Annotated in this window: 14 protein-coding genes and 1 tRNA gene; 10 read left to right on the top strand and 5 right to left on the bottom strand. The window is 66.0% G+C overall.

The features are described from left to right. Positions 1-81: 81 nt before the first annotated feature. On the top strand, positions 82-291 hold the full coding sequence (locus ACVWWN_RS12575; protein WP_457144190.1) for a hypothetical protein: 210 nt from the start codon (positions 82-84) through the stop codon (positions 289-291). Positions 292-295: 4 nt separating this feature from the next. Here ACVWWN_RS12575 and ACVWWN_RS12580 read toward each other — a convergent pair whose 3' ends face one another. The 3 genes from ACVWWN_RS12580 to ACVWWN_RS12590 all read right to left on the bottom strand — a co-directional run bounded on the left by ACVWWN_RS12580 (position 296) and on the right by ACVWWN_RS12590 (position 2,265). Then, a complete protein-coding gene (locus ACVWWN_RS12580) occupies positions 296-955 on the bottom strand; it encodes an SAF domain-containing protein (protein ID WP_457144191.1) in 660 nt (219 codons plus the stop codon). Positions 956-1,023: 68 nt separating this feature from the next. Then, a complete protein-coding gene (locus ACVWWN_RS12585; RefSeq protein WP_457144192.1) occupies positions 1,024-1,386 on the bottom strand; it encodes an FmdB family zinc ribbon protein in 363 nt (120 codons plus the stop codon). A gap of 213 nt (positions 1,387-1,599) precedes the next feature. Next, positions 1,600-2,265, bottom strand: a complete 666-nt coding sequence (locus ACVWWN_RS12590) for a 5-formyltetrahydrofolate cyclo-ligase (protein WP_457144193.1) — start codon at positions 2,263-2,265, stop codon at positions 1,600-1,602. Between the two features lie 46 nt (positions 2,266-2,311). Here ACVWWN_RS12590 and ACVWWN_RS12595 point away from each other — a divergent pair, with 46 nt between their 5' ends. The 5 genes from ACVWWN_RS12595 (at position 2,312) to ACVWWN_RS12615 (ending at position 6,636) form a co-directional block, all read left to right on the top strand. Then, positions 2,312-3,223, top strand: a complete 912-nt coding sequence (locus tag ACVWWN_RS12595) for a UTP--glucose-1-phosphate uridylyltransferase (protein WP_457144194.1) — start codon at positions 2,312-2,314, stop codon at positions 3,221-3,223. 65 nt (positions 3,224-3,288) lie between these two features. Continuing rightward, positions 3,289-4,563, top strand: a complete 1,275-nt coding sequence (gene glp / locus ACVWWN_RS12600; RefSeq protein WP_457144195.1) for a molybdotransferase-like divisome protein Glp — start codon at positions 3,289-3,291, stop codon at positions 4,561-4,563. 21 nt (positions 4,564-4,584) lie between these two features. Beyond that, a complete protein-coding gene (locus ACVWWN_RS12605) occupies positions 4,585-5,238 on the top strand; it encodes a GNAT family N-acetyltransferase (protein ID WP_457144196.1) in 654 nt (217 codons plus the stop codon). Positions 5,239-5,392: 154 nt separating this feature from the next. Then, positions 5,393-6,499 (top strand): divisome protein SepX/GlpR, encoded by a 1,107-nt coding sequence (gene sepX / locus ACVWWN_RS12610; protein WP_457144197.1) that lies wholly within the window; start codon positions 5,393-5,395, stop codon positions 6,497-6,499. A gap of 61 nt (positions 6,500-6,560) precedes the next feature. Further along, a tRNA-Ala gene (locus ACVWWN_RS12615) sits at positions 6,561-6,636 on the top strand. Between the two features lie 76 nt (positions 6,637-6,712). On the opposite strand, the gene ACVWWN_RS12620 is transcribed toward ACVWWN_RS12615, so the two are convergent. Next, the gene (locus ACVWWN_RS12620) at positions 6,713-7,669 is read right to left on the bottom strand and encodes a LysR family transcriptional regulator (RefSeq protein ID WP_457144198.1); all 957 of its coding nucleotides are present in this window, start codon (positions 7,667-7,669) and stop codon (positions 6,713-6,715) included. Between the two features lie 94 nt (positions 7,670-7,763). On the opposite strand from ACVWWN_RS12620, the gene ACVWWN_RS12625 reads away from it, so the two are divergent. Genes ACVWWN_RS12625 through ACVWWN_RS12640 form a run of 4 tightly spaced genes read left to right on the top strand, consistent with a single transcriptional unit; the run spans position 7,764 to position 10,746 of the window. Beyond that, positions 7,764-8,936 carry a CitMHS family transporter gene (locus tag ACVWWN_RS12625; protein ID WP_457144199.1) on the top strand — a complete coding sequence of 391 codons (1,173 nt, stop codon included), beginning with the start codon at positions 7,764-7,766 and terminating at the stop codon, positions 8,934-8,936. Continuing rightward, positions 8,933-9,100: a hypothetical protein gene (locus tag ACVWWN_RS12630; RefSeq protein ID WP_457144200.1), complete on the top strand. Its 168-nt coding sequence runs from the start codon at positions 8,933-8,935 to the stop codon at positions 9,098-9,100. Before ACVWWN_RS12625 ends, ACVWWN_RS12630 begins: the two co-directional genes overlap by 4 nt. 9 nt (positions 9,101-9,109) lie before the next feature. Beyond that, positions 9,110-10,429, top strand: coding sequence for an acyclic terpene utilization AtuA family protein (locus ACVWWN_RS12635; RefSeq protein WP_457144201.1), 1,320 nt, complete (start codon positions 9,110-9,112; stop codon positions 10,427-10,429). Next, entirely contained in the window at positions 10,426-10,746 is a 321-nt protein-coding gene (locus ACVWWN_RS12640; RefSeq protein ID WP_457144202.1) for an AtuA-related protein, read from the top strand. The genes ACVWWN_RS12635 and ACVWWN_RS12640 overlap by 4 nt, the downstream gene beginning before the upstream one ends. Before the next feature lie 129 nt (positions 10,747-10,875). On the opposite strand, the gene ACVWWN_RS12645 is transcribed toward ACVWWN_RS12640, so the two are convergent. Then, positions 10,876-11,331: a cupin domain-containing protein gene (locus ACVWWN_RS12645; protein ID WP_457144203.1), complete on the bottom strand. Its 456-nt coding sequence runs from the start codon at positions 11,329-11,331 to the stop codon at positions 10,876-10,878. Positions 11,332-11,423 lie beyond the last annotated feature (92 nt).

The raw sequence follows: 11,423 nt of genomic DNA on the forward strand, positions 1-11,423 counted from the left end.
TTGGCCGCGCGGTGCGGCTACTCCGGTGCTAGCTTCGCGGGGTAATCCAGTTCCGCGTGCAACAGGGCAAAAGGGGTGGCGATGCGGTGGGTGTGGACGGCGGTGACCGGCGTGGTATTAGGCCTTTCGGTGCTGGCGGTGGGAACGGCCAATGCCGAACCGGCGCAGCCCGGCCCACCCACTCCGGGGACGTCCACGTCGGATGAACTGGCCGACATGGTGATGGACGCAATCGAGCAGGGCGGGCCCGCCGCGCCGACGACCACTCCGGTGCCCGCTCCGCCCCGCTGACCGCTCAGTGGAAAGTCAGCGTCACCGCTTGCACCAGTGCCGCCCCGGCCACCGCGTTGGCCTCCTGGGCGCCGACCGCCACCATCACCACCCGGTCACTGCCGTTGGCCGCGCCCTTCGGCTTCTCGGACACCAGCACGACGATCGCGTCGGTGGCGATCACCTGCGGTCCGGCGTCGGTGCCCGTGTCGGTGGGGCCGGCGGCCAGCACGTCCACCACGTCGCCGGGCCGGATCAGGTCGAGTAGCGCGGTGTCCGCTAGGGGCAACGGCACGATGCGGGCGTCTGAGCCCGCCGCGGATTCGGCCAGCCGCGGCCCCAGCAGGCGTACGTCGGTGATCACCTCGCCGCGCCGCGCCGGACCGGCCAGCGTCGCGCCGACCACCGTGGTGACATCCGATTGAGATCCGTCGGGGATCGTTGTGGCCGTGCGTGTTTCAACGACGACATCTGACGGGCTGAGCGCCACGCCCGGCGATAGATCCTTGGCGGCGACGACGATGTGCACTCGGTCCCCGTCGGGATCGGAGCGCACGGCGGCGATCGCGGCGAGGATGACCAGCGTGCCCGCGGCAACTCGGCGCGCCGCCACGGTGCGGCTCCAGTCCGGGCGCAATGCACCCAGCAGCCGGCTCATCGCCGTCGGATTCAGAGATTCCCCCATGGCGCCACGCTAGGCAGCCGATGGTGATCGCGGGTGCGGGAGCGCGGCCCCTGTGGATAACTTCGGTGTCAGCTGGCGGCGGCGGCGGGTGCCGAACTGCTCGAGCTGCTCGAACTCGACCCGCTGGACTTCTTCTCCGAGGAGCCGCCGGACTTCTCCGACGAGGATGACGACTTGTCCGACGAAGACGACGTCGAGGAGCTCGTGGACTCGGAGTTGCTGGACGATCCACTGCCGGAGGAACTCTTGGCCGCCTCGCGGCTGTCGGTGCGGTAGAAGCCGCTGCCCTTGAACACCACTCCCACATTGCCGAACAACTTGCGCAAGCGGCCGCTGCACTTGACGCAGCTGGTCAACGCATCGTCGCTGAACGCCTGCACCGCATCGAAACGGTTGCCGCACTCAGTACACGCATAGGAATAGGTAGGCACGCAAACCTCCGAGATGGTCAAACTTCTTAGCACTCTACCGGCTCAAGTGCTAGAACCGCTATGTGGGCCACATCATTCCCGCCCGGCCGCCGGAGATCAATTCCGCGCGGAGCCCACACCGGCGAAGCCAGCCCGAACCACACCTCCACCTCTGCGCAGGCACGCCTCTGCTGCAGAAGCTTCCCGTCAAGGGCTGGGACTGGAACGCCGGCTTCACCCGCTACCGGTTCGGCGAGCCGTGGGCTGACCGAGCGCGACCAACCCCTGTGTCGGGGTGAGCGCGTGCGTCATCCGCACGTCATGTGCCTCGGCGGGCAGCCGCTCGACGAGTTCGTCATCACGCACCACCGCAACCAGCCTGGCCGCCGGGGCGGCGAGCGGCAGCGAGCGATCGTAGAAGCCGGCGCCGCGGCCGAGACGCACGCCGTCGCGGTCGACGGCGAGCGCAGGCACCAGGATCACCGCCGCCGACGCCACCGTGTCCGCGGGCAGCCGCGGCTCGCCGGGTTCGAGAAGACCGAACCGCGTCCCGACCAGGCCGCCGGGACGATACTCGCCCCACTCGAGCGGCAGCGGAATGCCGGTACCGCCGTGGCGCGCGACGGGCAGCAGTACCCGGACTCCGCGCCGCAGCATGGAGTCGATCAGCTCCAGGGAACCCGGCTCGGCGCCGACGGGCACGTATGCGCACGCCGTGTCGCCGTCACCGACGAGGGCCGGCAGATGCGCGCACAGGGCAAGTGACTCCGCGTCGCGCACCTCCGGCTGCACTGCGCGGCGGGCGGCAAGGATCGCGGCCCGCAGCTCGGACTTCGTCGGGCACACCACGGCGTCAACGATGACAGGCGCCTCCCCGGCGCCGCAAAGTCGACGCAACATCGAACTAGCAGCTTTTGGCGAAGCTGATGCGGTTAATGTGTGAACGATGACACGGCCCCTGGTTCCCATCCCGCATACAGCGGTGGTCCCCGCTGCCGGTTTGGGCACGCGGTTTCTGCCCGCCACCAAGACAGTGCCCAAGGAATTGCTGCCCGTCGTCGACACGCCGGGTATCGAGCTGGTGGCCGCCGAGGCCGCCGAGGCCGGTGCGCAACGACTGATCATCGTCACATCCGAGGGCAAGGACAGCGTGGTCGCGCACTTCGTCGAGGACCTGGTCCTGGAAGGCACGCTGGAAGCCCGCGGCAAGAAGTCGATGCTCGAGAAGGTGCGCCGCGCGCCCGCCCTGATCAAGGTCGAGTCGGTGGTTCAGGACGAGCCACTGGGCCTCGGCCACGCGGTGGGCTGCGTCGAGAGCAGCCTTGGGCCCGACGAAGATGCCATTGCCGTGCTGCTGCCCGACGACCTCGTCCTGCCCACCGGGATCTTGGAGACCATGTCGAAGGTGCGGGCCAAGCGGGGCGGCTCGGTGCTGTGCGCGATCGAAGTATCGGACGACGACATCAGCGCGTACGGCGTCTTCGACGTGGAGAAGGTGGCCGACAGCAACAACCCGAACGTGCTACGGGTCAGAGGCATGATCGAGAAGCCGAAGTCGGAGGACGCGCCGTCGCCGTACGCCGCGGCCGGTCGGTACGTGCTCGATCGCGCGATCTTCGGCGCCCTCAAACGAGTGTCGCGCGGGTCCGGCGGTGAGATTCAGCTGACCGACGCGATCGCTCTTCTGATCAATGAGGGACATCCCGTCCATGTGGTTGTACACCGCGGTTCTCGACACGACCTTGGAAATCCCGGCGGGTATCTCAAGGCTGCGGTTGACTTTGCGTTGAAGCGCGACGACTACGGGCCGGAACTGCGGCGGTGGTTGGTAGAGCGATTGGGGCTGATCGACTGCTGACACGTCATGACGGCTTCGCGCACGCGAGGAGCAAAAGGGCTGTCTGACGACTGGATAGGGGTGCTGTGCGTTCGGTCGAGGAACAGCAGGCTCGGGTAGCCGCCGCAGCGGTGGCGCCCCGGCCTGTCCGGGTAGCCATCGCCGAAGCGCAGGGATTGATGTGCGCCGAGGAAGTTGTCACCGAGCGCCCGCTGCCCGGTTTCGACCAAGCCGCCATCGACGGATACGCCGTCCGCAGTGTGGATGTCCTCGGTGTCGGCAGCGACGGCGACGGTGATGGCGGGGATATCGGAGACGGCGCGGAGCGTGACCTCAGCCTGCCGGTGATGGGAACGATCGAAGCGGGCGCGCGCACCCCGAGCAGGCTGCAGCCGAAGCAGGCCGCGCGCGTTCAGACCGGGGCCCCGATGCCGACGCTGGCTGACGCGGTGCTGCCACTGAGGTGGACCGACGGCGGCGAGTCCCGGGTGACGGTGCTACGAGGCGTGCGCTCCGGCGCCTACGTGCGCCGCACCGGCGACGACGTGCAACCGGGCGACGTCGCGGTACGGGCCGGAACGATCATCGGCCCGGCGCAGGTGGGCCTGCTCGCCGCGGTCGGACGCGACCGCGTCCTGGTGCACCCGCGACCGCGGTTGTCGGTGATGTGCGTCGGCGGCGAACTCGTCGACGTGTCGCGGACCCCCGGCAACGGGCAGGTGTATGACGTCAACTCCTATGCGTTGGCCGCCGCGGGCCGCGACGCCGGTGCCGAGGTGAACCGCGTCGGCATCATCGACACCGAGCCCAAGGAGCTCCGCGAAGTCGTTGAGGGACAGATCAATCGGGCCGAGGTCCTTGTGATCGCCGGGGCGGTGGGCGGCGCGGCCGCCGAATCCGTCCGGACGGTGCTGGGCGATCTGGGCGAGATGGAGGTCACCCGCATCGCCATGCATCCCGGCTCCGTGCAGGGCTTCGGTCAGCTCGGATCCGAGGGCGTGCCGGTGTTCCTTCTGCCGGCCAACCCCGTCAGTGCGCTGGTGGTGTTCGAGGTGATGGTCCGGCCGCTGATCCGGCTGTCACTGGGCAAGCGGACGCCGATGCGCCGCGTCGTGCAGGCCCGCACCCTGTCACCGATCTCCTCGGTCACCGGGCGCAAGGGCTACCTGCGGGGGCAGTTGATGCGCGACCAGGACACAGGCGAATACCTGGTGCAGGCCCTCGGAGGCGCGCCCGGCGCGTCGTCGCACCTGCTGGCCACGCTGGCCGAGGCAAACTGTCTGGTGATCGTGCCCAGCGAGGCCGAACAGGTCCGCACGGGCGAGATCGTCGACGTCGCCTTCTTGGCCCAGCGCGGCTGAGCCGCTCACCGGCGTGGCGCGATGAACATGTGGCGTACCAGCTCCCTGCACCCCGGATGGCCGTTGCCGGTCGGCCCGCTGCGGGTGCGAGGCGGGTTGGTGCGGCTGCGGCCGGTGCGGCTACGCGATGCCGGCCAGTGGAGTCGGCTGCGGCTGGCAGACCGTCACCTTCTGGAGCCGTGGGAACCGGTGACGGGCGTGCGATGGGAAGCCAGACACTCGGTTTCGTCCTGGCCGTCGGTGTGTTCGGGGCTTCGGTCGGAGGCGCGTAAGGGCCGGATGCTGCCGTACGTGATCGAGGTCGACAACCAGTTCGCCGGACAGCTCACCATCGGCAACGTCACGCACGGCGCACTGCGTTCGGCGTGGATCGGCTACTGGGTCTCCAGTACGGCCACCGGGGGCGGCGTGGCGACGGCCGCGCTCGCGCTCGGGCTCGACCACTGCTTCGGACCGGTGATGCTGCATCGCGTCGAGGCGACCGTTCGTCCGGAGAACGCCGCGAGTCGCGCAGTGTTGGCAAAGGTCGGATTTCGCGAAGAAGGACTGCTGCGGCGCTATCTGGAGGTCGACGGCGCGTGGCGCGATCATCTGCTGGTCGCCATCACCAACGAGGAGCTCAACGGCTCGGCGACGTCGTCGCTGGTGCGCGAGGGGTACGCCAGCTGGGCCTGAATGGGCGATCTTGAACAAGCAAAGCTGTTACCAATGTGACATTTGTGACTGGTGGTGCTTGTCAGACCTGAATTACAGGTGTGTAATTGACACGGCGCGCCGCCCTCGGATGCGCTGGTCACGGACCTAGCCTGATGGGGAAAGGAGCCGGCGAATGCCAAGCATCCCCCAGTCCCTCTTGTGGATATCTCTTGTTGTGCTCTGGCTCTTCGTGCTCGTCCCGATGTTGATCAGCAAGCGAGACGCCGTGCGCCGCACCAGCGACGTGGCGTTGGCGACGCGGGTGCTCAACAGCGGCACGGGAGCGCGACTGCTCCGGCGTCGGGGTCCGGCGACCGGCCACCGTAGCGATCCGGACTGGCGGCCGTCCATGAACGACACGGACGACAGGGACAGCGGGGACGGGGACGACGGGGACGACACAGTCGACGATCTCGATGACGACGCTCGTGAGAAATCCACCGGGCGATCGGTCGTGTTGGCTGCCACGGACGCGAGCGACGTGGTGGCCGAATCCGACTATCTCGATGTCGATGTCGTCGACGAGGATTCCGGTGCGCTGCCCGTCGGCGTCTCGGCCGCGCTGGCGGAGGAGACTGCCCAGCTTCAAACCGAGGAACTGCCACTCGATTTCGACGGCTCCGGCGAAGTCGGCGCGGACAAGACGCGGGTTGCCGAAGCCGACGATGAGGCAGAAGCCGAATACGAAACAGACACCGAAGCCGAACCGCAACTCGAACCCGCCGACGATGAGTACGAGTACGTCGCGGACTCGTCGGGCCTGGAGGCGCCGTCGGAAGCCGACCTCCACGTGGCCGATTCGATGAGCGAATCACGCCGGCGTCGTTACGAGTCGAAGACGTCGGCGGCCGTCGCCGCCCGCAAGTACAAGTTCCGCAAGCGAATGCTGATGGCGATGACACTGGTCCTGGCGGGTTCGGTCGCGGCGGCGTACACCGTTCTGCCGGGAACCTGGTGGGTGGTCGGTTCCCTCGGTGCGGTGACCCTGCTGTACCTGGTCTACCTGCGCCGTCAGACCCGGATCGAGGAGCGGATGCGCAGACGGCGGGCGCAGCGGCTGGCACGTTCGCGGCTGGGCGTGGAGAACACCGACGACCCGGAATTCGACGTGGTGCCGTCACGGCTGCGCAGGCCCGGATCGGTGGTGCTGGAGATCGACGACGAGGATCCGATCTTCGAGCACCTGGACTACGCGCCCTTCGCCCGTCACTACGACCTGCCGCACGCAGCGGGTCAGTAGGTTCAGCGGCGATATCGATTTCGGCGGCCCGACGCCGGCTGGTAGCCTGCTACCGGTATCAGGGGCTATGGCGCAGTTGGTAGCGCGACTCGTTCGCATCGAGTAGGTCAGGGGTTCGATTCCCCTTAGCTCCACCACATTTCAGCAGGTCAGGCGTCTGTGCTGCGGCTTGCGCGGGACCGCTCGTACACGCGCCGCAGAGACGCCGCGACGTTACTGGTCGCGTTTCCAGTAGGCGCCGGGGGGCAGGTCGATATCGGCCGGCGCACCATCGATGATGTCCAGAAATTGCCGCGTGGCCGGGGAGGGACGCCGTCGGGTGTCGCGCAGTGCTCCGATCCGTCGCTCCACGGGGACACTGCCGATCGGGCGAGTGGTGACTCCGGGTACCGCCATAAGCGGAAGAACGAATCCCGGCGCCGCGGAGACACCGAGGCCGGCGGCGCACAACCCGGCAACCGAAGCCACGTTTCGGGCGCTGATCAGGCGTGCAGGCATCACACCGCGGCTCATCAGTACCTCGTCGACGATCCGTCTGACTGAACTTGATTCGTCGAACGCGATGAATGCTTCACCGCCAAGGTGGGTCCACTCGATGGAAGGCCGGTCCAACAGACGATGGCCGTCGGGCAGCACGCAATGGAAATGGTCGACGGCGATGGCGTCGAATCGGATGCCGGCTGCCGCCATCGCGGCACGAAGGGACTCCGGTGGTTCAGCGGTAACCGCCAAATCGACTGCACCGGTGCGTACGTAGTCGGTGATCTGATCAGCGAGCACGTCTTCGACCTCCACCATGATCTCTGGGTAGCGAGCTCTGAAGCGGGTGATCATCGGCGGCAACAGCAACGCGGCCAGCGAAGGCAGGGCGGCGAGTCGCAGGATGCCTTTTGTGCCGGACAGGTATGCCTCGAAATCGCTGCTTTCCTGTTGATAGGCGCGAAGGATGTTGCGTGCCATCCGAATGAATTGCTCACCGTCGCTGGTCAAATTGAGTTGACGGGTGGTGCGTTCGAACAAGCGGACACTGCATATCCGCTCGACCTGCGCGACGATTCTGCTCAAGGACGACTGGGAGACCATCTGCAATCTGGCCGCCTTGCTGAAGCTGAGTTCCTGTGCAACTGCTACCACCGCTTCTAGCTGGCTCAAGGTCACATCTATGCGCATGGCTCATCAATCTATGCGCTATCTATGTTGGACGCGAGTAGGTCAGCTGTCCCATACTCGCAATGCAATGTGATCGACGTTACGGAGAGCAGCGATGACCGCGACACTCGGATTTCTCACCGTGGGGGCTTTCCTCGCATTGACGCTCTGGACGCGGGCGTCGGTGCTGGTGTGTCTGGTTCTCGTCCCCATCGTCTTTGCCCTCATCGGGGGCTACGGCGCGCAACTTGGTGACTTTATCGGCGACGGCGTACTCAAGGTTGCTCCTGTCGCCGTGATGATCGCGTTCGCTGTTCTGTACTTCAGCTTGATGGTTGATCTCGGGCTACTCGATCCGGTGATCAAGCGAATAGTCGCGTGGGCAGGTGGCGATCCGATGAAGATCACCGTGGGCACGGCCGTCGTGACTCTGTTGGTCGCACTCGACGGTGACGGCGCGTCCACCTTCCTGATTACCGTGTCGGCGTTCTTGCCGATCTACAAGCGCATCGGAATGCGGCCATTGGTACTCACCGGTGTGGTGGCTCTGGCTGCCGGTGTGATGAACATGATCCCGTGGGGCGGCCCGACGGTTCGCGCGATGGCTTCGCTGAACATGTCCAGCGCCGATCTGTTCATCCCAGTCCTGCCGGCCATGGGCGCCGGCATCGCGTGGGTTCTGTTGGCTGCCTATCTCATTGGCCGTCGGGAACGGTCGAAGATCGGCGTCTGCGAAGTCAGCGAGTCAGCAATCGACGACTTACCGGGCGTCAAGTCGGCGGGGGGACCTGGAACCGTGCATCAAGACGACCTGTCGACACGGCGGCGGGTGGCGTTCCGCGCCAGGCAGGTCTTCAATATCGCGCTCACCGTCACCCTCGTCATCGTGTTGCTGTTCCAACTGCTTCCTCTCGAAGTGGCGTTCGTCGTCGCATTCGCCTTGGCGGTGGCGGTCAACATCCCGAACTGGGAGCAGCAGCGGGAACTCTTCGAAAGACACGGCGGCAACGTAGTTCTGGTGGTCTCGATGATATTCGCCGCCGGCGTGCTCACCGGTATCCTATCCGGGACCGGCATGATCAAGGCGATGGCCGAAGCGCTTGTCGGCGTGGTCCCCGACAGTGCGGCGGGCCTGCTGCCGGTCATTACCGCGGTACTCGCGATGCCGCTGAGTCTCGTATTCACCCCAGACGCCTTCTACTTCGGTGGCCTGTCCTGGCCGAAACTACGGCGTCCTTCGGCGGCGATCCCGCCGAGGTCGGTCGAGCAGCGATCCTCGGGCAGATGACGACAGGCTTCCCCCTCAGTCCCCTGACGGCGTCGACCTTCATCCTCGTCGGGATGGCACAGGTGGAGTTGGGCAAGCATCAGCGCCACATCTTCTTGTGGGCATTGGCTACAACACTTGTCATGACCGGGGTCGCGTTGGTCACCGGCGCCCTGAGTCTGTGAGACGCGAGGATGACGTCAGCGATCAACACGGTCCGCATCGGTTCCGGCGCAGGATTCGCCGGTGACCGGATTGATTCGGCCGTGGATCTCGTCCGCGGTGGCGCACTGGACGACCTAGTACTCGAATGCCTGGCCGAGCGCACGATTGCGCTTGCGCACTCTCGCCGACGCGTCGACCCCTCGCAGGGTTACGACCTCTATGCCGAAGAGCGATTCCGCGCCCTACTACCCGAGGCGATACCGCGCGGCGTGCGGATCTTGAGCAACCTTGGGGCGGCCAACCCCCTTGCCGCCGGCCGGCTGGCGGTTCAGGTAGCGGAGGACAACGGCCTGGCCTGCCGGGTGGCGGTCGTTACCGGGGACGACGTGCTCGCGCTCATCGACCAGGAGGCGCCGGCGCTCGAGGACGGCAAGCCGTTGTCGTCGCATGGTCAAATCGTCTCAGCCAATGCATATCTGGGTGCCGACAGCTTGTTGCCTGGGCTCAGAGCAGACGCGGACGTTGTGATCACGGGCCGGGTGGCTGACCCATCGTTATTCGTCGCGCCACTCATAGATCGGTTCGGCTGGGATCCTGCCGACGAATCGATGATGGCCGCCGCAACGCTGGCTGGTCATCTGCTCGAATGCGGCACACAGGTCAGCGGCGGATACTTCGCGGACCCGGGATACAAGTCCGTGCCCAGGCTGGAGGCGGTCGGTCTGCCTTTTGCCGACATAGCGCGCGACGGCACGATGATCATCGGAAAGCTGGACGGAACAGGGGGATTGATCGACCGGCGAACCGTACGGGAACAGCTGCTCTATGAACTCGGTGATCCGGGCGCGTACAAGACACCTGACGTCATCCTCGACGTATACGGTGTGTCGCTCGGCGAAGTGGGGCCTGACCGTGTCCACGTCAGCGGGGCTGCGGGACGACGCCGCCCAGACGAGCTGAAGGTCAGCGTCGGGTACCGCGCCGGCTTCCGTGGCGAAGCGGAGATTTCCTACGCCGGCCTCGGCTGCGTCGATCGTGCTCGGCTGGCCGGAGTGATCGTGGCAGAGCGCATTCGACGCAGCGGAATCGATCCGCGCATTGATCTCATCGGAACCCTCGACGCCCCGAACTCGATGTCGCACGGCGAATGTCGATTGCGGGTGGCCGCAAAGACGGCTAGCTCCGACCACGCCCAGCACATCACACGGGAAGTCGAGGCACTCTACTTGAATGGACCCGCTGGTGGCGGCGGTGTACGAACTACTGTCACCGACGTCATCGGCATCCTGTCGACCTTCATCGATCGAGACGACATCACACCTCAGACCGAGATCTTGGAGTCATCGTGAGCACCGTGCATCTACGCGAGATTGCCCACGCCCGCGCGGGGGACAAAGGCGACACCGCCATTCTGTCGGTGTTTCCGCTCGACGATCGGCACTACGGATGGCTTGCCACTCATCTGACGGCCGAACGCGTCAAGGATTATCTGGCTGATCACATCAGCGGTGAGGTGACGCGCTACGAAGTCCCGTCGATCAGTGGTCTGCAATTCGTGTGCACCCACGCACTCGACGGCGGCGTGACAACATCGCTGGCACTGGACAGCCATGGAAAGTCACTGAGCTCTCGATTGCTGGGCCTGCGTATCCCGGCTCCGGCGTAACACGCCTTTGAACAGGCGAGAGCGCATCGCCCGCGCGTACTGCGACGCGTTTGCGTTCTGACGTCAACAACGGCCCGCAGCCGCGGAGTCGGGCGAGGCGAGTCGTCGGTAGATCATTGATCGGCAGACTCACAGCGCGTACAGCGCGGGCAGATCGACGACGATCGCTTCTTGAGTGCTTCGGGCGATCACCAGTTCCGCGGCTGCGCTCGGATCGGGGTTCTCCTCCCGGTGCGGCAGGTGGGGCGGGACGAAGATGTAATCACCGGGTTCGGTGGCGATCCGGACCTCGCGCTGACCGTCGAAGAACACGAACTCGGGGTGGCCACTTCGGACGTAGATCGCGGTCTCCGACTCTCCGTGATGGTGGTTGGCGGAGACGGTGCCCGGTGCCGCGACGGTCTCACCCATCCACAGTTTTTCGGTGCCCACCGTACGTCCACTGAGCGCCGCGAAGCGTTGCATGCCGTCGGATTGCGCCGTATTCGCGTCGAGCTCGGACGCCTTCACACGGCGCACACGATTGCGTGTCGTCGGCCCGGCAGCATCGACGAAGTCAGGATGAAAGCCATCAGCACCACTCATGCACCCAACGGTAATACTGGAACTCGCCGTGAGGTGAACAGGCGTATCGACACGGCGGCAGTTGCCAATTAGCCGCACGCTCGGAGCGAGGC

This window comes from Mycobacterium sp. URHB0021, assembly GCF_054057895.1.

Bases quoted from the DNA above. Each gene is read 5' to 3' on its own strand.
- sepX (WP_457144197.1), top strand. From the start codon at position 5,393: ATGCCAAGCATCCCCCAGTCCCTCTTGTGGATATCTCTTGTTGTGCTC.
- ACVWWN_RS12630 (WP_457144200.1), top strand. From the start codon at position 8,933: ATGACGACAGGCTTCCCCCTCAGTCCCCTGACGGCGTCGACCTTCATC.
- ACVWWN_RS12645 (WP_457144203.1), bottom strand. From the start codon at position 11,331: ATGAGTGGTGCTGATGGCTTTCATCCTGACTTCGTCGATGCTGCCGGG.
- ACVWWN_RS12605 (WP_457144196.1), top strand. From the start codon at position 4,585: ATGAACATGTGGCGTACCAGCTCCCTGCACCCCGGATGGCCGTTGCCG.
- ACVWWN_RS12575 (WP_457144190.1), top strand. From the start codon at position 82: ATGCGGTGGGTGTGGACGGCGGTGACCGGCGTGGTATTAGGCCTTTCG.
- ACVWWN_RS12580 (WP_457144191.1), bottom strand. From the start codon at position 955: ATGGGGGAATCTCTGAATCCGACGGCGATGAGCCGGCTGCTGGGTGCA.
- ACVWWN_RS12635 (WP_457144201.1), top strand. From the start codon at position 9,110: ATGACGTCAGCGATCAACACGGTCCGCATCGGTTCCGGCGCAGGATTC.
- ACVWWN_RS12625 (WP_457144199.1), top strand. From the start codon at position 7,764: ATGACCGCGACACTCGGATTTCTCACCGTGGGGGCTTTCCTCGCATTG.
- ACVWWN_RS12590 (WP_457144193.1), bottom strand. From the start codon at position 2,265: ATGTTGCGTCGACTTTGCGGCGCCGGGGAGGCGCCTGTCATCGTTGAC.
- ACVWWN_RS12620 (WP_457144198.1), bottom strand. From the start codon at position 7,669: ATGCGCATAGATGTGACCTTGAGCCAGCTAGAAGCGGTGGTAGCAGTT.
- ACVWWN_RS12595 (WP_457144194.1), top strand. From the start codon at position 2,312: ATGACACGGCCCCTGGTTCCCATCCCGCATACAGCGGTGGTCCCCGCT.